Origin of the sequence: Mucilaginibacter sp. JRF, from assembly GCF_015223065.1 — a bacterium.
Classification (GTDB): Bacteria; Bacteroidota; Bacteroidia; order Sphingobacteriales; family Sphingobacteriaceae; genus Mucilaginibacter.
Map to the genome: position 1 here is coordinate 42,163 of NZ_JADFBY010000008.1, position 21,417 is coordinate 63,579.

Below are 21,417 nucleotides of genomic sequence, written 5' to 3' on the forward strand. Positions count from 1 at the left end.
AATTAAAAAAGGCTTAGCTGGTCGGGTTTATTTTTGAGGTATTTGCTTTGCGATTCGGCCAATATGAATTGCTTAATGCGTGTGCCGGTCAAATCACGACGCTCGTATGCATTACTGTTGCAGGTAATAAAATATCGGGCACGGTTTACCGCCACGCCCAGCTTTTTAATATGCTCCCAATTAAGGCGGTTGAATTTGCGGGCACTCACAATTTTTTGTGCCGATAATAAACCAATGCCCGGCACACGGAGTATAACTTGCAGATCGGCCTTATTAATATCCACCGGGAATATCTGCATATTACGTAATGCCCAGCTTAACTTAGGATCAATATCCAGATCGAGATGCGGCTGATCATTATTCACGATCTCATTAACTCGAAAGCCATAAAATCGCATTAGCCAATCGGCCTGGTACAAACGGTTTTCGCGTACCATGGGCACGGCGGTATTTAAGGCCGGTAAACGGTTATCAGCCAGTACCGGTACATAACCCGAATAGTACACCCGTTTTAGTTTAAAGTTTTTGTAGAAATGATTGGCCGAGTGGAGTATCGCCCTGTCATCCTCTATTGCGGTAGCACCAACAATTACCTGAGTGCTTTGTCCGGCGGGTGCAAACATGGGCGCTTTTTTAAAAAGCTTTTTCTCCTCGGCACGCTGAATAATCTCGTTGCGGAGAAAATCCATCGGTTGTATCATATCTTTCCTGTCCTTATCGGGCGCCAAAAGTTTCAAGCCTTCTTCGGTAGGCATTTCCAGATTTACGCTGAGCCTGTCGGCGTACAAACCAGCCTCCCGCATTAATTCATCACTTGCACCGGGGATAGATTTGAGATGTATATAGCCATTGAATTTATGCTCGGTACGTAATTTCTTAGCCACCTGTACCAAACGCTCCATCGTAGTATCAGCATCCTTAAAAATGCCGGAGCTGAGAAACAGGCCTTCTATATAATTACGACGATAAAAATTAATGGTCAGATCAACCACTTCCTGCACCGTAAATGCGGCACGCTTAATATCATTGCTTTTGCGCGATACACAATAAGCACAATCAAAAATACAATGATTGGTAAGCAGTATCTTCAATAACGATACACAACGGCCATCCTCGGTATATGAGTGACAAATGCCATTACTGGCATTACCCAAGCCTTTATTCTCATTCTTTCGCTTACTGCCGCTCGATGCGCACGACACATCATACTTGGCTGCATCAGCCAGTATATTAAGCTTTTCTGTTATCCGCTCTAAATTCATCCCAAAACAAAATTACTAATATTTTTAGTAAATACTAATTTTATTAAGAGATAACAGGAATAATGTAGGTTATTGCTTTTTAGATGTAACTAAAATAAAATCGGCTAATTTATCAATATCCGCAGCGCTAACCGCCCCGCCCCATGCAGGCATTCCCTTTTCAGTAATGCCATTGGTAATGTTATTTACAATAGATTTTTTATCGCTGCCGTGGGCAAAGTTGCCGCCCAATAAAGCCTTGGTTTTTTCTGTGCCCTGCAATTTATCACCATGGCAGGCGGCGCATAGTTGCTGAAATAATTGCGGCGTGGTAGGCCTGGCATTTGCCAACACCGTATTACCCGCTATCGGCTGTGCCGGAAAGTTATGTTGTTTGCCTATTGAACTGATGCGGATGATCATATCAAAAGGCGATGAACTTCGGCTCTCCGGTTCATCGATCATAGAGGTTGATAGATACAAACTACCATCGGGCCCGGTAACCAACGAGCGTATACGCCCGAATTGTTTTTTAAACAACATCCCCTGACTTACCACTTTGGTACCTTTTAATTTGATATGCAATATACCCTCGCCACGCAGGCAAGCCACCAGCAAATCGCCTTTTAATTCGGAGAAAGCATTACCGTTATAAAACATAGCCTCGCCGGGGCCGATGGAGGGCGTATATTCAAGCAAGGGTGTATTCATACCCGCTCGTGTATCGCGATGGTGAATAATCGGCCAGCCATAGTTTTCGCCTTTATGGATGATGTTAACCTCGTCGCCACCGGTAGGGCCGTGCTCGGTATCGAACAAAATATTAGTGCCGGGCTGAAATACCAATCCCTGCGGATTTCTATGCCCGTAACTCCATATCTGTTTGCGGGCTGTATCATTCTTCGCAAACGGATTATCGGCAGGTATAGAGCCATCATCACTAACCCGAAGTATCTTTCCATTCAATGCTTTCAGATCCTGCGCTTGGGCAGGTTTATCGGCATCACCAGCGGTAATATATAATTTACGATCAGGGCCAAATACCAAGCGGCAACCCGTGTGGTTTTGATTAGCCGGGATGCCTTCAATTACAGTAAGCGGCTTTTGAAGCTTACCGCCCTTAAAAACATAGCGCAGTACCTTCAATTTCATATCGCCCTGCTCGGTATAATTACTGGCGACATATACGTAATTGTTCTTTTTAAAATCGGGGTGCAGAGCCAGGCCTAACAAACCCATTTTACGGTCGGCGGCTACATCTTCAACAGTAAAAACAGGTTCGGGCAAAAGCTTACCGCCACGGTATAAACGCACGCGACCGGCACGTTCGGTAAACAACATGGCACCATCAGGCAAAAAGGTGATTTGCCAGGGCACTATCAAGCCGGTTGCTAAGGTATCTATCTTAAAACCCGGTTCCTTAACCAACTGCTTGACGCTATCTTTATCCTGATAGATAAAACTACTTGCCACCAGCAACCCCACTACTGCCGAAGCAGCCATAAATATTTTGATCTTCATGCTCACAAACAATTACATGGTGGGTGATTGTTCGTAAATTGTCCATAGCTGATGCTTGCCACCATCCTTCTTAGCCAAAATTACAGGCACATCAGATTCTCCTTCCTTATCGCCGGGAGTTAAATACAGGTCAGAATTTTTCAGCTTGATCAGGTAAGCATCTTTACCGGCGGCAACAAATTCATATTGCTGGTTTTTAGCATCGGCGGCAAGAGGCTGCTCCTCGAGCGATACATTAGCCGCGGGTGCCGCCTGCGGCTGAAATGTTTTATTGGTGAACAGGTTTTGCAGTTGATAGGTATTACCTTCCCGGTGTTTGAAGGACCAGGTCATGCATTTCCAGTTTTGCGGATAGTATGAAACCAGCGGGGTGCCGTTTTTGCTATTGGCATCCTTTACGCGTAGCAACAAACCGGTTTCGGTATTTTTTATGGCATAATTACCTTTAATTACTTGTGCCGATAAACGCGCAACAGCAAATAGCACAATGCAGATGAGCAGCAATGTTTTTTTCATGATGGTGGTGTGTTAAAAAGCAGCTTAATTTAATTGTGCTATTAAATTACTGATAAATAACCCAATAGCAACACTATAACAAAGCTTTTACCATTCGGTTTCGGCCGCTCATATCCTTACGTAATTCCACATCTTTGTATCCTTTGGCCACGAGCATCTCCACAGTTTCGGGCCCATAGCTTTCATTTATTTCAAAGAATAGCATACCCGGCCTTTTTAAACTTAGCAATGCATAATCGGCAATGGCTTTATAAAATAATAGCGGCTCCTCATCGGGTACAAAGAGCGCGGTATGTGGTTCAAAGTCGGTAACGTTGGTGTGCATTTGGCGCTTATCATGCGAGGTAACATATGGCGGGTTGGAAACAATAATATTATACTTTGCCTCATCAGGCTTTGCCGAAAGTATATCCGCTTCCATAAAATTCACCTCTACCCCATTCAGCGCGGCATTGCCTTGCGCCGTTTGCAAAGCATCAACAGAAATATCCATTGCCGAAACGTTAGCCCCGGCCAGATTTTTCTTAAGGCTGATAGCGATACAACCACTCCCTGTACCAATGTCTAAAACACTTAGTTCACTACTAACCACTGACCTCTGACCGCTAACCACTGACTCAATAACCCACTCCACCAGTTCCTCCGTTTCTGGTCGAGGTATTAATACCGATGGATTTACATTGAATGTTAACCCGAAAAACTCAGCCTTACCTAAAATATACTGTAAGGGTTTACCGCTTTGTAATTGGGTGGCAATATCATCAAGCTTAGTTGATTGTTCATCACTCAGTTCACGCTCGGGGAAAGCTTTGATGGAAGCCTTACCAAGTTGTGTTATTTCGGCAACGGCAGCCAGTGTAAGCGCCTCAGTTTCTTGCGTATCATATACCGCCAATAGCCTTTGCCTGAATTTATTGAACACATCCTTTACAGTTTCCATGCAACAAAGTAACATAAAAGCTACTTTTGCACCATGCTTGGGCATCAAAAATATATGCAGCGCTGTTTGCAATTAGCCAGTTTAGGTGCAGGTTCGGTTAGCCCGAACCCTATGGTTGGCGCGGTAATAGTGTATAACGATACCATTATTGGCGAGGGCTGGCACCAGCGTTACGGCGGGCCACATGCCGAGGTGAATGCTATCAACAGTGTTATTGCAAAATATCCTAACCACGCTGAGCTTTTAGCTCAGGCAACTATCTACGTATCGCTTGAGCCCTGTGCGCATCATGGCAAAACGCCCCCCTGTGCCGATCTGATCATTAAACACCATATACACAAAGTAGTTGTTGGCTGCCGCGATCCATTTGCGCAGGTAGATGGCAAGGGCATCGAAAAACTCATTGCCGCCGGTATTGAGGTTGAAACAGGCATTTTAGAGCAGGAATGCCAGTGGCTTAACCGTCGGTTTTTTACCAGGGTACAAAAGCACAGACCTTATATCATCTTAAAATGGGCGCAAACCCACGAGGGCTTCTTTGCCCCTGCCGATAAATGCCAGTACTGGATAACCGGTACTGAAAGCCGTAAATTAGTACACAAATGGCGTAGCGAAGAAGATGCCATACTCGCCGGAAAGAACACTGTTGCTATTGACAATCCGCAATTAAATGTGCGCTACTGGCAGGGCAAATCGCCAAAGCGTGTAATAATTGACCGCAGATTGGAACTTGACCATTCGCTGCATGTGTTTGATCAATCCATAGAAACTATGATATTTAATGAGGTTAAGACCGATATTGACGGCAACATTAAATACATCGCCTTAGAGGATTTTGACCGCTTTGTGCCGCAATACATCATGTTTCAACTTTATATGCAGGATGTACAATCGGTTATTATTGAGGGTGGCGTACATACTTTAAATAGCTTTATTGAGGCTGGCTTGTGGGATGAGGCCCGAATATTTACCGGTAGCAACAGTCTGATCAATGGCATAAAAGCCCCATCCATCAGTGGTACGCTACACTCGGAAGAAGCCGTTGGTGCTGATCGCTTAAGAATTTTATTGAACGCTACCGCCTTTTAATTTTTACTGATGCTTTTTGACGATACCTATCAAACCATTGAAAAACCCGCCGAGGGCTTATTTAGCGATCGCGGCAGCAAATTCATTGGTTATATATATCCTATCAGATCTGAAAATGATGTTAAGGCCCTGCTCAATCAGGTAAAACATGAGCACCCAAAAGCACGCCATCATTGCTGGGCGCTGCGCTTAACACCCGACCGTTCTATATTTCGCCTTAATGATGATGGTGAACCATCAGGCACCGCAGGCAGGCCTATATTGAATACTTTATTATCGCATAATATTACCAATGTATTTGTGGTGGTGGTTAGATATTTTGGTGGGACATTGCTTGGTGTTCCGGGATTGATCAATGCCTATAAAACCGCGACCGAAGAAGCCATAAAACAAACAACCATCGTACAAAAAACGGTAAATGATGTTTACAGCATAGGCTTTGATTACTTGCAGATGAACGATGTGATGCGGATAATAAAAGATGAAGCGCTGGAGATTATCGAGCAGAATTTTGATAACCAATGCAGCATCATCCTTTCCATAAGACAGCAGCAGGTTAATAAGGCGCTTGGCCGGTTAAATGGCATAGATGGCTTAAAGGTTAAGTTTCTGCATCAGAGCTAACAAGCAAACAATTAGAGCTTTAAAAACGTAGTTCATTAAAAACCATCACCATGAACGACGTTGATTTTGCAAAGGCCCGCATTCATGAACTGGAGGCCGAGTATACCGCATCATTAAAATGCCTGGAGCGTATCCCCGAATCATTATTTGGCTATAAGCCTCACGAAAAATCGATGGAGCTGGGTTATCTCACGCTTTTGGTAGCCGAAATTCCGCTATGGATATATCAAATAACCCAAGGCAATGATATTGATTTTGCAACGTACACCCACTTTCAACCACAAACTACTGATGAACTGGTTAACCATTTTAAGGAGAACCAACAAAAGGCCATTGATATATTGGCCGGTGTTAAGGATGGCGATCTGGATGGTACATTCTCACTTAAAAACAGCGGTACTGTTTTACATACCGAAGGCCGTAGAGATAGCATTGAATCGAGCATAAACCACATGGTGCACCACCGCGGTCAGCTAACCGTTTACATGCGGTTAAATGATATCCCGGTACCATCTATTTATGGCCCATCGGCTGATGACAGAACGTTTGGCTGATCCTGAAAATAAATATCTGAACTATAAAACAAAGCTGTAGCAGACCATGTTTATGTTGTATATTTTATCACTAACAACATGAACAGCCTGCCCCTGGGTATCTATCTCGAAAACGAGAAACGCTTTGAGTTTGACTTTGTACGTCACCTCTTAAAAATCAGTTATTTTAAAGATTCAAAAAATTCGGGCACTATCGTATCGCCATTCCGTATAGTAAGGACTGAGGATGGTATGTATCTCATTGTTCATAATTACGATCGCTCAGGCGAACGCCGTATCACGGTTGAATCAGTAAGTATTGATGAACTCGTTATAAATCACGAGAATACATCGTACAAACTTAAAAAAGTTGCTTAACCAACAAACATAGATGATGAGAGGGCGGTATTTACCGCCCTTTTTTTATTTTTAGTAAGGCACAATTTTAGCTACATTAGGCATGTATGCAATCTTTTGAACTTGATAAAACCGACTTACAACGCATAAAAATTGCGCTCGAGGGTAATGATGCTGATTTGGAGAAAATTCTGAATGAGTATCATGCCTCGGAGATTGCCATACTGTTTGAGAAATTACCGCAGGAGGCAAAAGAAAAGATCATATCCATACTCCCGGCCGACTTTGCATCGGATGTAATTGCCGAGATGGACGAGGAGCATCACCCGGAGGAGATATTGATCAACCTTGACCCGGAGAAACGTACCGAGATAGTTGAGGAACTGGATGACGATGTTGCTACCGACATTATCGCCCAACTTGATGAGGACGAACAGCAGGAAATATTAAGCGACCTTGACCACGAGGATGCCAGTAATATACGCGCCCTGTTAAGCTATGCCGAAGATACCGCCGGTGGTTTGATGACCACCGAGATAACCACGGTAAACATCGGCATGAATAAAATGGAGGCGCTGGATGCCATTATCAAACAATCAGAAGAACAGGAAGAATTCTATACCATTTTCGCCATTAATGATGATGATATTTTGCAGGGCATCGTATCGCTAAAAAACATTATTAAATCGCGCCATGATGTAATGATGAGCGAACTTGTAGTAACCGAATTTGTTTACGTACAGGCCGATGTTGACCAGGAAGAAGTTGCCAGGCTTATACAGCAATACAACATTAACAGCATCCCGGTAGTTGACGAGCACATGAAATTGCTTGGCCGCATTACGGTTGATGATATTATTGACGTATTGCAGGAGGAAAATACCGAGGATATATTGAAAATATCCGGTGTATCTGAAGATGAGGAACTGAGCGGTAACTGGCAGGACGCGGTAAAGAGCCGCCTTCCTTGGCTGGTGATCAACCTGGGGACGGCTTTCCTGGCCGCATCCATCATCCGTAGTTTTGATGATACGGTAAAAGCACTGCCTATCATGTCGGCATACATGACCATTATTGCAGGTATGGGCGGAAACGCGGCCACGCAGGCTTTGGCGGTTACTGTAAGGCGTATATCATTAAGCGACCTTACCGATAACCAGGCTTACCGCACGGTTTTAAAGGAATTGTTGGTAGGTATGATCAATGGCGCATCGAACGGGTTGATAGTGCTTTTAGTGGCTTTATTTTATGATGCCAACCCGATGCTGGGTTTGGTACTTTTTTTGGCTATGACGGGCAATTTGCTCATCGCTGGCATCACCGGGGCATCCATACCGCTTATATTAAAGCGTGTTGGTATTGATCCGGCGGTGGCATCATCCATCATAATAACCACGTTTACAGATTGTTTTGGTTTTTTGCTACCATTATGGGTAGCTTCAAAGCTTTTATTATAAATTTGAACCATCAAAATTCAAGAGATGACAGAGGTAAGAAACAACTGGACACAGGACGAAATTGCCGAGATTTACCACTCGCCTTTACTTGACCTGGTTTACCGCGCGGCCACTATTCACCGCGAAAATAAGGACTACTCAGAAGTACAAATAAGTTCACTTATATCAATTAAAACAGGTGGTTGCACCGAGGATTGCGCTTATTGTCCGCAAGCCGCACGTTACAATACCGGTGTTGGCGTACATGCCATTATGCCAAAGCACGAGGTTGTTGCCGCTGCCGAAAGAGCGAAAGCTGGTGGTGCCTCTCGCCTATGTATGGGTGCTGCCTGGCGCGAAGTACGTGATAACCGCGACTTTGACAAGGTACTTGATATGGTGAAAGCCGTTAACGAACTGGATATGGAAGTTTGCTGTACCTTGGGTATGCTAACCGAAAGCCAGGCACAACGTTTGGCCGATGCTGGTTTGTATGCTTACAACCATAACCTAGATACATCGGAGGATGATTACAAGCGAATTATCACCACCCGTACTTATGATGACCGTTTAAGAACGCTTGAGCATGTACGTAAGGCTAAAATAACTGTTTGCAGCGGTGGTATCATCGGCTTAGGCGAAACGGTTGAGGATCGTATATCGATGCTGAAAACCCTTTCAAACCTGCCAAAGCATCCGGAATCAGTGCCTATTAACGCATTGGTACCTGTTAAGGGTACTCCATTAGCCGATCAGCCACGTGTTGCCATTTGGGATATGGTACGCATGATAGCAACGGCGCGTATCATTATGCCGCGCACAGTTGTGCGCTTATCAGCAGGCCGTACCGAGATGAGCACTTTAGAGCAGGCTTTCTGCTTTATGGCTGGTGCTAATTCAATTTTTGCGGGTGATAAATTATTGACCACTCCAAACCCTGCCTTTGCTGATGATATGGCTATGTTTGAATTGTTGGGCCTTACACCACGCAAAGCATTCAAAAACGGCCGCCCTAACGAAGCTAAGGAAGTTAGGGAAATGAGCATTAATGAGGTTATAGGTTAACACCTATTCTACACATATTTAAAGGGCGCTTCTGAAAATTTGGAAGCGCCCTTTTTGTTTGCAAAAAATCGGATAATCCATTGTTTAGAAAAACGTTTTATCACTATATTAGGTAACTCATTACCTAACCGTTACAATAAGTGAAAAAAACGCTACTATACGCATTGCTGTTGCCATCTGTGGCAATGGCTCAAACTTCAAAATTTACTATATCAGGCAAAATAGGCAACCTGAATAAACCGGCCAAAGTTTACTTTGATTATATGGATAGTAATGGCACCAGTCATGAGGATTCAACAGCAGTATTAAACGGTCAGTTTAAATTTACGGGAGAGCTTAGCAGCGTAGGCAACACGCGCATGTCGCTTGATCATACCGGCGAGGGTAAGCCCCACTCTATTTACGCGCCAAATGCCGATGTTGTATACTTTTATTTTGGCAAAGAGAACATCGTCATCAATTCGGCCGACTCGTTGATCAATGCCAAATTCAGCGGCTCAAAGGTGTACGACGAATTTCAGGCCTATAATAAACAAATTGGCGGCACCATTATGGATCTGACCAAGGCTGCCAACGCCGCTTTTGCCAAGGCTACTCCCGAACAGCAAAAGGATAGCATTTACATGGCGGGTATTAATGCTGCTTTCCGTAAGAGTATTGATGTAAGGTCGGAGAAGCAATATCTGTTCGCCAAAAGCAATCCTAAATCGTATTTCGCGCTGGTTGGTTTGTCCGAATCGGCCGGAACAAAGGTTGATGTCAAAAAGATACAACCCGTTTTTTCGGCGCTCGACCCTAAACTAAAGCAAACCGACATGGGCAAAGAGCTACTGCAACGTATTGAAGCGGCAGGCTTAACGGCCATTGGTTCGGCGGCACCTTCTTTTACTCAAAGTGATGTGAGCGGCAAGCCTGTATCATTAACCGACTTTAAGGGCAAAGTAGTTTTAGTTGAGTTTTGGGCGAGCTGGTGTGTGCCTTGTCGTGCCGAAAACCCTAACTTGGTTGAGCAGTACAAATTATATAAGGATAAGGGGTTCGAAATCTTATCTGTATCGTTAGATAATAATAAAGCCGCCTGGCTTGCCGCTATTGAAAAGGATGGTTTGCCGTGGACACAGGTATCTGACCTTAAAGGCTGGAACAATGCCGTTGGGCGTTTGTACGGTGTGAGGGCTGTACCCCAAAGCTTTTTAGTTGACCGCAATGGCAAAGTGATAGGTAACACCCTGCGCGGAGAATCGCTCAATAAAAAGCTTGCCGAATTAATGAACTAAACGCCACCAGTTAGAATATGCTATACCGGCACCACTTGCTACAACATACGTACAGGTGGTGCTTTTTTATATGATGAAAAAGATATTATTTACCGCCTGTTTAATTATATCAGCAATAACAACATTTGCCCAAAAGGTAGATGTAAAACAATTGGAAACTATTCTACAAAAAGCCATCAGCACAGCTTATTTGCCAAGTGTGCGTATGTGGGGTTTTGATACGGTTAGTCGCCAGCAAATGAGCGCGCAGTTTAGCGGTGTGGTAGTTAGCGCCGATGGCTACATTTTAACGGCGGCCCACGTAACTATTCCCGGCAAAACATACAAGGTTATGTTTGCCGATGGAAAAGAGGCTATAGCCACAGCATTAGGCAAAATTGAGTTGCAGGATGACCGCACCGTTCCTGATGTCGCGTTGATGAAGATGATCACGCCGGGCAAATGGCCCTTCGCTCCCATGGCATCCTCATCAAACATAAAAATAAATGAGCCATGTCTGAGTATTGCCTATCCCGAAAGCCTGAACCAGCCCAAGCCTACTGTACGCTTCGGGCGGATAACTGTCATTAAGAATGAGCGTGGTTTTATACAATCAACCTGCAAAATGGAGCCGGGTGATTCGGGTGGCCCGCTGTTTGATTATATGGGTAGGGTGATCGGTATACATAGTGCCATTAATACGGATGAAGACACCAACTATGAAGTACCTGTTGACCTGTATCATAAATATTGGAACGCCTTGCAAAAGCCAATACTTTACACCGCATACCCTACTGATAGCCAGGCTGTAATTAAGGATGAGATCAAAAAAACAATAGCCTTGCCTGGATTATCCAATATGCGAACTACGGCTAATTATCTTACAAAAAAATTTAAGCTTGACCGGCATTTAGTGTATATAATTAGTATAGTTGATACACCGGGCACTATGATTTACGGAACACTTATAAATTTTGGTGGTAAGGCGGAGTATGTTATCAGTAAAAATTCAATGGTGGGTAGTAAGGCGATAATAATATTTAAAGGCCAAGTCAGTCCGGCTAAGATCATAGCCCGCGACAGGCAAAACGACCTGATATTGTTACAAATACCTTCATCATCACAAAAAAGCATAACGCTACCAATAACTAATACTGATGCGCCGCTTATTGGCCGGTTATCGATAACACCATTACCAACAAAGCAGGCTACTATAAGCATGTTAGGCAGTATTGATGTTAACCTGCCTCGTTACTGGAGCCTTGGTTACTTAGGCGCGGCTGTTGGTTACAATGCGGTGCCGCCTGTTATAACTTATGTACAAGCCAATTCCCCTGCCGCTAAAGGTGATGTTTTGGTGGATGATGTGGTGCAGGCTGTAAATAATATCGCAATGAAAAAAAATGACGATTTCGGACTTGAAATGCAAAAGTACTGGCCCGGTGACACCATTTCTTTTACGATATCGCGCAACGGTCAGCAATACACCAAAACCGTTGTATTAGGCAAAAAGCAACCCGGTGCAGCAAAACACCCCGCCGAGTTATTTAAAGGCGGCAAAAGCGAACGCAGAGATGGCTTTACCGGTATGTTCACCCATGATGCTGCCCTATTGCCCGAACAATGCGGAAGCCCGGTATTTGACACTCAGGGCAATTTCTTCGGCATTAACATTGCCCGCTTTAGCCGCACCACTACATTAGTATTGCCGGCTAAGGTTATTGAATCTTTTTTAGCAGAGCATGTTAAATAACATGCTACTGCTTAACTAATATTGTGCTGTAATTATCGGCATCTGCTACATCCTCAAAAAACCTCGTTAGTTCGGCATAGGTTTCTTTGCTGTATGTACCATCAAGTAACTGCATGCGGCGCTTGTAGGTTAGCTTATTACCAATCAATATCAGCGATGCGGTGTATTTGCCAAAAGGCTTTTCAATGATTACCAACAGCGGTTTTTTCTCCTGCCTGTAGTTGTCGGCGGGCAGCGTGTATACTATCTCGTCTTCATCGGTATACCCCCGTTGTATACAAACATCGGTGGCACGATTACGTATCTCGCGCAAGCCACGGCTCCTGTTAGCCAGGTTGGGTGTAAAATGCAGCTTATTATTCGTTACCGAAGCATAATCGCGGGCTATGAATTGCAGTTCCTCGTTAAGGTTTGGATTTATATCCTTATTCTTATCAAACTTAAGCTTGCTAACCTCAAGGTTATTTATGGCATATGATTTTTTGATACCCTTGATCTGGTCAGAGAACGACTCATAGGTCAGGCTTTCCTGATTTTCATACTGAGTACCTTTGTAGGTGGTGATCATGTCGCCTATTATCTCTCCGGTAGTATCAAGCTTAAGGGTAGCCTTGCGAATTTGTAAGTTTTTATCGGCTGTATACTTAGGAGTGTGTAATAGCACACCGCCTTCGGGGGTACAGGCCAATACGGTTCTGTCATCCGTAAAGTCGCCCAGATAACCGAACGGCATTTTTTGGCTGGTACACTCCAACCAGGTAGTATCGTTTTTAAAAGGCAGGCATAGTATAACGTGATTACCGGCATTCATGGAAGCGAATGAGGGATCAAAATCAACCTTACGCCCACCAGCCTGAACCACACAGTAATATGATTTGATATCGGCAGCCGCTAATAAAGCCTGGGTGTAATTAACCAGTGCCTTACAATCGCCATAATTTAACCTGTCAACATCAGCCGCCGGGAATGGCTGAAAACCACCTATACCTATCTGTATGCTGATGTAACGTGTACGATCTTGCATGTACTCGTATATTTTTTTGGCACGCTGCTTTTCGTCGGTAATACCTTTAGTAAGCTCTTTTATTTGCGCCACAGTTGATGGAGCCAAAGCCTGCCTGCCCGCTAATAAACGGTCGTAAACCCATTTGCCCAACTCATTCCAGTTGCTAAAAGTGCCCGTTAAAGTGCCGTACTTAAATTCGACCGGGGCTGTTTTTACCATGGCCAAAAATTTATCGGCATTGGGACTGTAAGGTTCCTCGCGTGTGGCCTTAACATTGCTTACCTGCCAGGTAAAAGTATTCATACCCGCCTTGTTAGTACCCTTTTGTACAGCGCCGGGCAGATTGATCTCTTTATAACGGATCAGGAAACCCGGTTTACAGGTAAATGTAAATGAGCTTTTTTCAACCGCCATATTGGTGCTGTTAGCGGGTACCCAGCTATTGAAGGAGAGCGTTTGCTTATTTCGCGTTTCGTACTCATATTCAATGGTATATGGATAATCCATAACAGAGGGCTGAAAGTGCATTACACGGGCATCCTCAAACAGAGAGAAATCATTACCGGCATAGGCATCCTCAAAACTACGCTCATTAAACTTAGATACCAGTTTGCCACCGCCATCATACACAAAACCTTTAATGTATTTTATTGACGTTGTTTTATCATGCCAAACCAGTATCTCCGCTTCGTCGTCGCCGCTTCTGTTTAAAATGGTTATGGCTTTTTTAATACGATAAGTTTGCGAACCGGCATCAGCAACCTCAATAGATTCCTCGCTTAAACGCACTACTGATGATGCATAAGGCATTAATTGCTTTGAAATAAGCGATACATCATAGTTTTGCTGGCCTTTGGCCAATAAACTGCCTGCCATTAAGATCAGGCTAAAAAAACGTTTCATGATCAGCTCTTGGTAAATATGAGGTCTAATTTTTCTGAAAGAATTATCTGGTTATACAATTCTTTAAGATACGGATATTCATTCGGACCGTAAACAGCTTTATTTAACTGGATAATGTGCGAGAAATTGAAGTTGTTACCCTCTGTTTGAAAACTGGTTACAAAGCGCCCACCATTATTAGGCAACGCTAAGCCCACATTTTTAGGAGAATACTCCACCTTATAATTCTTTGGCAGCTCAATATTAAGCGTAACACGCTCGGTTAAAGCCATACCCCTATCAACCGGGTAGCTGCGTTCTTCGAGCTTGAATGGATTTTGTGATATTCTGGTAAGAATAAATGGATTGAAAGAAAGCTTCTTAGCGTCCATATTATCATAAACATCTATCTCTACGTCGTATTTTTCAACCAACGCACTTTCAAGGCTATCAATGTTTTTGATCTCGAACTTATGTATCTTGATCTTAGGCATCTTTTCGTCAAAGTTCTCTACAAACTCATCAACCGTATTAAATTCCTTTATTGCCTTACGTTTTGAGTATGCATCATAACCTGTTAAAAAAGTGGTTATCGTACCTTTCAGCTTACCGTTCTCCTGCAATTTAAAATCGAGCGCATAGGTGCTTGATTGGCTCTGAGGAGCAAAATCAACCCAATAGGATGGTTTATCCAGGCTAAATACCCTGCCCTGATCATTAAGACAACGCAGTGGTAATAAGCCAAAGCTCAACAGTGGATCGGTAGCATCTAAAAAGTAGGTTTTACCGCCAATTTCAGCACGACCCACTACGTAGTTGAACTCACTCAATACAGGATATATCTTGGTGATCTGCCCGTGATCACGGGTCGACATCATTACCGGCTCTACATTTATACCGGCGCTTTTTAAGGCCGTTATCAAGGCCAGGTTTATATCAGCCGTGTTGCCGGTATGTTTTTCAAAGGCCTTCCTGATACCATCAGAGCTATAGGCAGAAAGAAAACCGTTCCATTTTATATTTTTTTGGATGAAATGGAAAACCGCGTACGCTTTCTCCAGCTCGGTAGTTTTTCCGGCCAAAACAGGCACCAGTTTATCTTTAAAGTAATCTTTCTTTTTTATCTGGCTGCCAAAGCTTTCATCTGTTTTGAGTTCACGATCAACATCTTTCCACTCCTTCGACATTTTCATTTTGGCGCCAGTGCCTAAATTGGTATAATCCTCCAACTCAAAATTCATTGCCGACAGGAAATTACGCTTAGAGGTCATGTACTCCTCCTCCTTAAACGCGGGAATATCTTTCATGGCAAATAAAAATGCCGAACAATCGGCTTTGATACCATTTATGCTAAAACAATCGCGCTCAATACCAGGCTCGTATTGCTTGCCCTCCAATAATGGTAATGTTCCGCGTAACGATATCTTGTAGTTGTACACCGCCGGAATGCGAACCTTGTATACCGACGAAATTTTTGGAATGTCTGACTGAAAATCCCAGCCCTTGAACTTAAAAAAATAAGGACTGCGCAAGTGGTATTTATATTCAATAACACAGCCATTATGTAAAGCAGGCATGGCAAATTTTACGGTACTCCAATACTGGTTATCCTTAACCGTAAAAATGTTCTTTTTATCGAGTGCAACTTTTATGGCCTCGCCACTTTCATTGGTGTAATAGGTAACACCTTCAATGTCTGTTATCTCCTCCTGGCTATCTGAGCTTACGCGTATAGGTATCTCAATGTTACCATTATCATAACCCTTATTGTCGAATATTTTGATCCTTACATGGTAATCAAAATCAAGCGTGATGCGGTCGGCATCAACTATGCGTGCATTGCCAAATTCCTGTAATACAACCGCGTGTGCCGAAGTATCGTTTTTGTACGACTTACTATTCAGTTCATCGTGCGAAAATTTGCCGTAATCAAAATCCTGTGCATTAGCGGTTGCTGAAAACGCAACCAGGGCCGTAGCCAAAGCGAGTAAAAACCTGTTCATGATGTGATAAAGTCCGATCTTTTTCAGCGTAAATTTATAATATAATTAGCAATTATTAAAACATTAAAGTATGTTAAAATCGACCTCCAAAGCCAAAATAATTCAATATAACTGGAAACTTTTTATGACCTTTGCCACTGATGAAATTGATTTTGAAGCGCCCGCTGGCATTTTTCGACCTTGAAACAACCGGCACCAACCTGGGTACCGACCGTATATTAGAGATAGCTGTTATAAAACTTCACCCTGATGATAGCGAAGAAGTACGTACCTGGCGTGTAAATCCGGGTATGCCTATACCGCTCGAATCATCGCTGGTACATGGTATTTATGATGAACATATAGCTAACGAACCCGCTTTTGAAGTACTTGCACAAGAAGTTGCCGACTTTATTGGCGAAAGCGACCTGGCCGGCTACAACTCCAACAAGTTTGATATACCTATGCTGATGGAGGAATTTTTGCGTGCTAAAGTGAACTTTGAGTTGGAGAACCGCCATTTTGTGGATGTACAGAACATTTTTCACCAGATGGAGCAGCGTACATTAAAGGCCGCTTACCAGTTTTATTGCAGTAAAGATATTATAAATGCCCACAGCGCCGAGGCTGACACCCGCGCTACAATGGAAGTACTATTAGCCCAGGTGGCCCGTTACCATCGCACCGAGTGGGAAGATAAAAAAGGCGTACGCAGCATACCTGTTGTTGGCGATGTTGAAGCACTGCACAAATTCACTAACTTAAGTAAACCGGTTGATTTTGCAGGCCGATTAGTTTATAATGAAGATGGCGAGGAAGTAATAAACTTTGGCAAGCACAAGGGCAAACGTGTTGAGGATGTGTTTGACGCCGAGCCGAGCTACTACTCTTGGATGATGCAGGGCGATTTCCCGCTGTATACCAAGCGTAAACTGGAAGATATACACAAACGCTGGAACGCCAAAAAAGCTACCGAAAGGCAAAGCCGCCCGCAGCAGCCAAAACCACAGCAACCTGCGCAGCAACAAAACTTTGTGAAGAAAGACTATCAGAAACCGCAATATCAAAACAACAGGCCGAACAATAATTATCCTAAAAAAGATGATACCCCGACACAACCTGTTAATGATGATATGCTGAAGCAATTAGCAGATAAGTTCAAAAAAGGATAAAAACAACAAAGGCTGATCATTTTGATCAGCCTTTGTTGTTTAGAGTGAAATTAATCAAAGCTTACCGGCATGGTCATCATTACTCTAACCGGTCTTCCTCCTTGAATACCAGGCTGCCACAAACCGCCTTCTTTAATCAATCTTACAGCTTCGTTGCTTGCTTCCTGATTGACGCAATCTTTCACCTTAAGTTCAGACACACTCCCATCTCGATTTACTATAAAATTAACAAATACCCAGCCCGAAACACCATCAGTTTTATTTCGATTCTTTTTTATGTATTTGTAGAATTCAGAATAGCCAATTTTAGGTTGCGGATATGTTTCAGGGGGTAAAAATATATCTTCTTCAACTTTGTAAGGCACCAAGACCTCTGCTTCAATTATATGATTACTTCGAACTGTTTTGTTATAAATTCGAGCTGGTTTCCACCCTTTTATTTTTTTGAACGCTGACAAAGCTCGCTCTTGAATATCAGTTGAAGTTTCAATACCATATAAACTTAAATGTATATCATGAACCTTACCATCTTTTTCAATCATGAAATAGATTTGTGCTGGCGTGTAATACTCTTCATTTTGATATTTACTCAGATGTTTTTGATTAGCTAAAAACATCCTTTTAAACTTATTTAATCCGCCCCTAAATTGAGGCGCAACCTCATATTCATGGTTAAATATAGTTGTATCGGTGGCCGGATCTGTCTGTGAATAACACCGTAATGTTACTGTGAGGAAAACAGCGATAAGGTAGATTGTTTTCATAAACCTAATTTACAACACAATCTCTCAGTTCTAAAACAAAGTATGTCTATTTATCAATAATCCCTAACCATTAACCCATCAGCAAATTCATGTAAAAATTGCTTTTGGTTTTCGGCTACGCTGATGGCGGTGAGGTATTGGTAGGCTTTTTCGGCGTAGCCGTTCATGGCTTCTTCGGCCTGTTGCTTTACCTGTAGGTTGTTGTAAACAGAGGTTACGGCGGCAACCTTTTCGGCAGGTTCATAAGCGCGTGCAGCGAGCCAGTTGTGCAGGTTTATAGCATCATCATCCTTAGCCAGTTCGAGGGCTTTTATAAGCAGATATGTTTTTTTATTAGAGAGAATATCGCCCCCTACTTGCTTGCCGAATTTCTGTGGGTCGCCATACACATCCAAAATATCATCCTGTAATTGGAAAGCTATTCCCAGGTTAACACCAAAATGATAGATATTTTCGGCATCAGCATCGCTTGCGCCACCTATTAGCGCGCCTATGCGTAATGCGCCACCAAGCAGTACGGCCGTTTTAAGGCGTATCATGTTAATGTATTCATCAATGGCAACAGTGTTGTGCTGCTCAAAGTTCATATCGTACTGCTGGCCTTCGCACACGCCCTGGGCGGTTTCATTGAAGATATCGAGCACCGGGCGTAATATGCGATCATCAACCTGCATCATTAGCTTATTGGCTTCAACCATCATTACGTCGCCGGATAGTATGGCTATGTTGCTGTCCCATTTCTCGTGCACGGTGGGCTTGCCGCGGCGCAGGGGTGCATTATCCATAATATCATCGTGCATCAACGTAAAGTTATGGAACACCTCAATGGCCAGCGCAGGCTGTACAGAGCCATAAACATCACCGCCAAACATATCGCAAGCCATCAGCACTAATGCCGGGCGCAGGCGTTTACCCCCTATGCTCAGGATGTAACGTATCGGCTCATAAAGTTCAAGAGGCTGTGCAGGTAGATAATAGCGATCAAGCGCTTCGGATATAATATCCTGCAATTCGGCAAGTTTCTTCACCCGGCAAATATAGTTACTCCTGTACTAATGAAAAATCAATTTGCTTTTTTGTCAGGTCAACGTTCTTCACCTTAACTTTCACCTCGTCGCCCAGTTGATACACCTTCTTTTTACGCTGACCGATGATGGCATAGTTCTTTTCATCCAGCGTGTAAAAATCATCGCTTATATCGCGCAGGCGTATCATGCCCTCACATTTATTTTCAATGATCTCTACGTACATACCCCACTCGGTAACGCCTGATATAATACCGCTGTAGGTATTCCCAACCTGATCGGCAAGGTATTCGGCTTGTTTGTACTTAACTGATGAGCGCTCGGCATCGGCAGCCTTTTTCTCCATTTGCGAGCTGTGTACACAAAGTTTTTCGTAATGCTCGGCATTGGCAGATTGCCCGCCGTTAAGGTAATGGAACAACAGCCTGTGCACCATCACATCCGGGTAACGGCGTATGGGCGATGTAAAGTGCGTATAATGATCGAACGCTAAACCGTAATGGCTGGTACCCTTTGTAGTGTAAACTGCCTTAGCCATTGAGCGTATGGCCAGGTGAGTAAGTACGTTCTGCTCTTTTTTACCTTCTACACTCTCCATTAAATGGTTCAATGAACGGGCTACTTCCTTATCGCTCTTGGTGTTAATTTTATAGCCAAAACGGGCGGCAAACTGTGCAAAGTTGGCCAGTGTTTCGGGCTGAGGGGCATCGTGCACCCGGTATACAAAGGTGAACTTATTTTTACCCTTACCTTTTTTGCTTACAAACTCGGCCACCTTACGATTAGCCAGCAGCATAAAATCCTCAATAAGTTTGTGGGCATCCTTACGCTCTTTTACATACACACCTATTGGCTTGCTATGCTCATCAAGCTTAAATTTAACCTCGGTAGTTTCAAAGCTAATAGCGCCCGACTTAAACTTACGCTCGCGCAGTATGTGGGCCAGCTCGTTCAGCTTTAATATCTCCTCGCTGTATTCACCTGCCTTATCTTCAATTATTTGCTGTACCTCCTCATAAGTAAAGCGCCTGTTAGAGTGGATCACCGTTTTGCCGTACCATTCGGTAACAATGTTGGCGTTCTCATCCAACTCAAAAACAGCGGCAAAGCACAGTTTATCCTCATGCGGACGAAGCGAACACAATCCATTCGATAATCGTTCCGGCAGCATCGGTATTACCCTATCAACCAAATAAACTGATGTACCACGTTCAAAGGCTTCCTTATCCAAGGCTGAATCAGGTTCGATGTAATGCGCTACGTCGGCTATATGAACGCCAACCTCGTAGTTGCCGTTATCGAGCTTTTTAAATGATATAGCGTCATCGAAATCCTTAGCATCATAAGGGTCGATAGTGATGGTCAATACATCCCTGAAATCAAGACGTTTAGCTATTTCTTCCTCAGTAATAACTTCAGGTATTGATTCGGCCTCATGTTCCACCTCTGCCGGGAATGATAACGGGAAACCATACTCGGCCAATATGGCGTTCATCTCGGTATCGTTCTCGCCCTGTACACCCAAAATATGCTTAACCTTACCTACCGGATTTTTAGCACCCGCAGGCCAGTCGGTTATTTCGGCAACCGCCTTTACACCGTTACGCGCACCATTAAGCTGCTCCAGCGGTATAAAAATATCGTGCAGCATCTTGCGGTCGTCTGGGATAAAAAAGGCGTAATGTTCAGATAATTTTACAATACCGGTGAACTCCATTTTACGGCGTTCCAGTATCTCAATTACTTCACCTTCCTTGCGTCGACCTTTGCTTTTGGCATACACATATACCTTAACACGGTCGCCGTTAAGGGCGGTGCGCAGCTTACGAGGGGCTACAAATATGTCGTTCTCGTCGTCATCATCAGTAACAATAAATGCCGAGCCATCATTGGTCATATCCACCTTACCCTCAACAAAAGTTTTAAGTTCAAGCAGTTGAAATTTACCCGGAGATATTTGTTTGATGGTATCTTTTTTTGATTCCTCTTTTAGTATTTCGAGGATGATATCGCGCGATTCCGGATCGCGCACGTTCAGTTTAGCAGATACCTGCTTATAGTTTAGCGGTGTATTACCGTTTTCTTCAAATACGCCCAACACCATTTGTGTGAGCACTTGTTTTATAGTAGAATTACTTTTTCTTTTAGACATGGAATTGATTTCAGAACACTTTGTAAATGTTCGGTGATCGGTCAGTTTTAATTAAACAGTCCTATATGTTTAACACCCAAATATAGATAAAGTGTTTCGCTTA

General features: G+C 43.4%; 18 protein-coding genes. 9 read left to right on the forward strand and 9 right to left on the reverse strand.

All coding sequences use genetic code 11. From position 1 onward, the window contains the following. Positions 1-2: 2 nt before the first annotated feature. The 4 genes from IM792_RS17020 to prmC all read right to left on the reverse strand — a co-directional run bounded on the left by IM792_RS17020 (position 3) and on the right by prmC (position 4,218). The gene (locus IM792_RS17020; protein ID WP_194103105.1) at positions 3-1,262 is read right to left on the reverse strand and encodes a putative DNA modification/repair radical SAM protein; all 1,260 of its coding nucleotides are present in this window, start codon (positions 1,260-1,262) and stop codon (positions 3-5) included. A 69-nt stretch (positions 1,263-1,331) separates the two neighbouring features. Continuing rightward, positions 1,332-2,762 (reverse strand): PQQ-dependent sugar dehydrogenase, encoded by a 1,431-nt coding sequence (locus IM792_RS17025; protein WP_194103106.1) that lies wholly within the window; start codon positions 2,760-2,762, stop codon positions 1,332-1,334. Between the two features lie 12 nt (positions 2,763-2,774). Then, complete coding sequence (locus tag IM792_RS17030) at positions 2,775-3,278, reverse strand: RICIN domain-containing protein (RefSeq protein ID WP_194103107.1); 504 nt, start codon at positions 3,276-3,278, stop codon at positions 2,775-2,777. Between the two features lie 73 nt (positions 3,279-3,351). Beyond that, the gene (prmC, locus tag IM792_RS17035) at positions 3,352-4,218 is read right to left on the reverse strand and encodes a peptide chain release factor N(5)-glutamine methyltransferase (protein WP_194103108.1); all 867 of its coding nucleotides are present in this window, start codon (positions 4,216-4,218) and stop codon (positions 3,352-3,354) included. Positions 4,219-4,251: 33 nt separating this feature from the next. Here prmC and ribD point away from each other — a divergent pair, with 33 nt between their 5' ends. The 8 genes from ribD (at position 4,252) to IM792_RS17075 (ending at position 12,331) form a co-directional block, all read left to right on the forward strand. Further along, positions 4,252-5,307 (forward strand): bifunctional diaminohydroxyphosphoribosylaminopyrimidine deaminase/5-amino-6-(5-phosphoribosylamino)uracil reductase RibD, encoded by a 1,056-nt coding sequence (ribD, locus tag IM792_RS17040; RefSeq protein ID WP_194103109.1) that lies wholly within the window; start codon positions 4,252-4,254, stop codon positions 5,305-5,307. 9 nt (positions 5,308-5,316) lie between these two features. Then, positions 5,317-5,931 carry a YigZ family protein gene (locus IM792_RS17045; RefSeq protein WP_194103110.1) on the forward strand — a complete coding sequence of 205 codons (615 nt, stop codon included), beginning with the start codon at positions 5,317-5,319 and terminating at the stop codon, positions 5,929-5,931. 50 nt (positions 5,932-5,981) lie between these two features. Continuing rightward, positions 5,982-6,485, forward strand: a complete 504-nt coding sequence (locus IM792_RS17050; protein ID WP_194103111.1) for a DinB family protein — start codon at positions 5,982-5,984, stop codon at positions 6,483-6,485. 78 nt (positions 6,486-6,563) lie between these two features. Then, positions 6,564-6,842, forward strand: coding sequence for a hypothetical protein (locus tag IM792_RS17055; protein ID WP_194103112.1), 279 nt, complete (start codon positions 6,564-6,566; stop codon positions 6,840-6,842). A gap of 86 nt (positions 6,843-6,928) precedes the next feature. Further along, positions 6,929-8,278: a magnesium transporter gene (gene mgtE, locus IM792_RS17060; RefSeq protein WP_194103113.1), complete on the forward strand. Its 1,350-nt coding sequence runs from the start codon at positions 6,929-6,931 to the stop codon at positions 8,276-8,278. Positions 8,279-8,302: 24 nt separating this feature from the next. Continuing rightward, positions 8,303-9,322 carry a biotin synthase BioB gene (bioB, locus tag IM792_RS17065; RefSeq protein WP_194103114.1) on the forward strand — a complete coding sequence of 340 codons (1,020 nt, stop codon included), beginning with the start codon at positions 8,303-8,305 and terminating at the stop codon, positions 9,320-9,322. A gap of 140 nt (positions 9,323-9,462) precedes the next feature. Continuing rightward, positions 9,463-10,599 (forward strand): TlpA disulfide reductase family protein, encoded by a 1,137-nt coding sequence (locus IM792_RS17070; protein WP_194103115.1) that lies wholly within the window; start codon positions 9,463-9,465, stop codon positions 10,597-10,599. A gap of 70 nt (positions 10,600-10,669) precedes the next feature. After that, positions 10,670-12,331, forward strand: a complete 1,662-nt coding sequence (locus tag IM792_RS17075; protein WP_194103116.1) for a trypsin-like peptidase domain-containing protein — start codon at positions 10,670-10,672, stop codon at positions 12,329-12,331. Between the two features lie 4 nt (positions 12,332-12,335). Here IM792_RS17075 and IM792_RS17080 read toward each other — a convergent pair whose 3' ends face one another. Together IM792_RS17080 and IM792_RS17085 are read right to left on the reverse strand one after the other, a co-directional pair. Next, positions 12,336-14,240, reverse strand: a complete 1,905-nt coding sequence (locus tag IM792_RS17080; protein WP_194103117.1) for a DUF3857 domain-containing protein — start codon at positions 14,238-14,240, stop codon at positions 12,336-12,338. 2 nt (positions 14,241-14,242) lie between these two features. Further along, positions 14,243-16,222 carry a DUF3857 domain-containing protein gene (locus IM792_RS17085; protein ID WP_194103118.1) on the reverse strand — a complete coding sequence of 660 codons (1,980 nt, stop codon included), beginning with the start codon at positions 16,220-16,222 and terminating at the stop codon, positions 14,243-14,245. Between the two features lie 140 nt (positions 16,223-16,362). Here IM792_RS17085 and IM792_RS17090 point away from each other — a divergent pair, with 140 nt between their 5' ends. Continuing rightward, a complete protein-coding gene (locus tag IM792_RS17090; protein WP_194103119.1) occupies positions 16,363-17,373 on the forward strand; it encodes a 3'-5' exonuclease in 1,011 nt (336 codons plus the stop codon). A 50-nt stretch (positions 17,374-17,423) separates the two neighbouring features. Here IM792_RS17090 and IM792_RS17095 read toward each other — a convergent pair whose 3' ends face one another. From IM792_RS17095 to rnr, 3 genes are read right to left on the reverse strand one after another with little or no spacing between them, the layout of a single operon-like run. Next, positions 17,424-18,137: an energy transducer TonB gene (locus IM792_RS17095; RefSeq protein WP_194103120.1), complete on the reverse strand. Its 714-nt coding sequence runs from the start codon at positions 18,135-18,137 to the stop codon at positions 17,424-17,426. A 53-nt stretch (positions 18,138-18,190) separates the two neighbouring features. Next, positions 18,191-19,165 (reverse strand): polyprenyl synthetase family protein, encoded by a 975-nt coding sequence (locus tag IM792_RS17100; RefSeq protein WP_194103121.1) that lies wholly within the window; start codon positions 19,163-19,165, stop codon positions 18,191-18,193. Positions 19,166-19,178: 13 nt separating this feature from the next. Next, positions 19,179-21,314, reverse strand: a complete 2,136-nt coding sequence (gene rnr / locus IM792_RS17105; RefSeq protein ID WP_194103122.1) for a ribonuclease R — start codon at positions 21,312-21,314, stop codon at positions 19,179-19,181. Positions 21,315-21,417 lie beyond the last annotated feature (103 nt).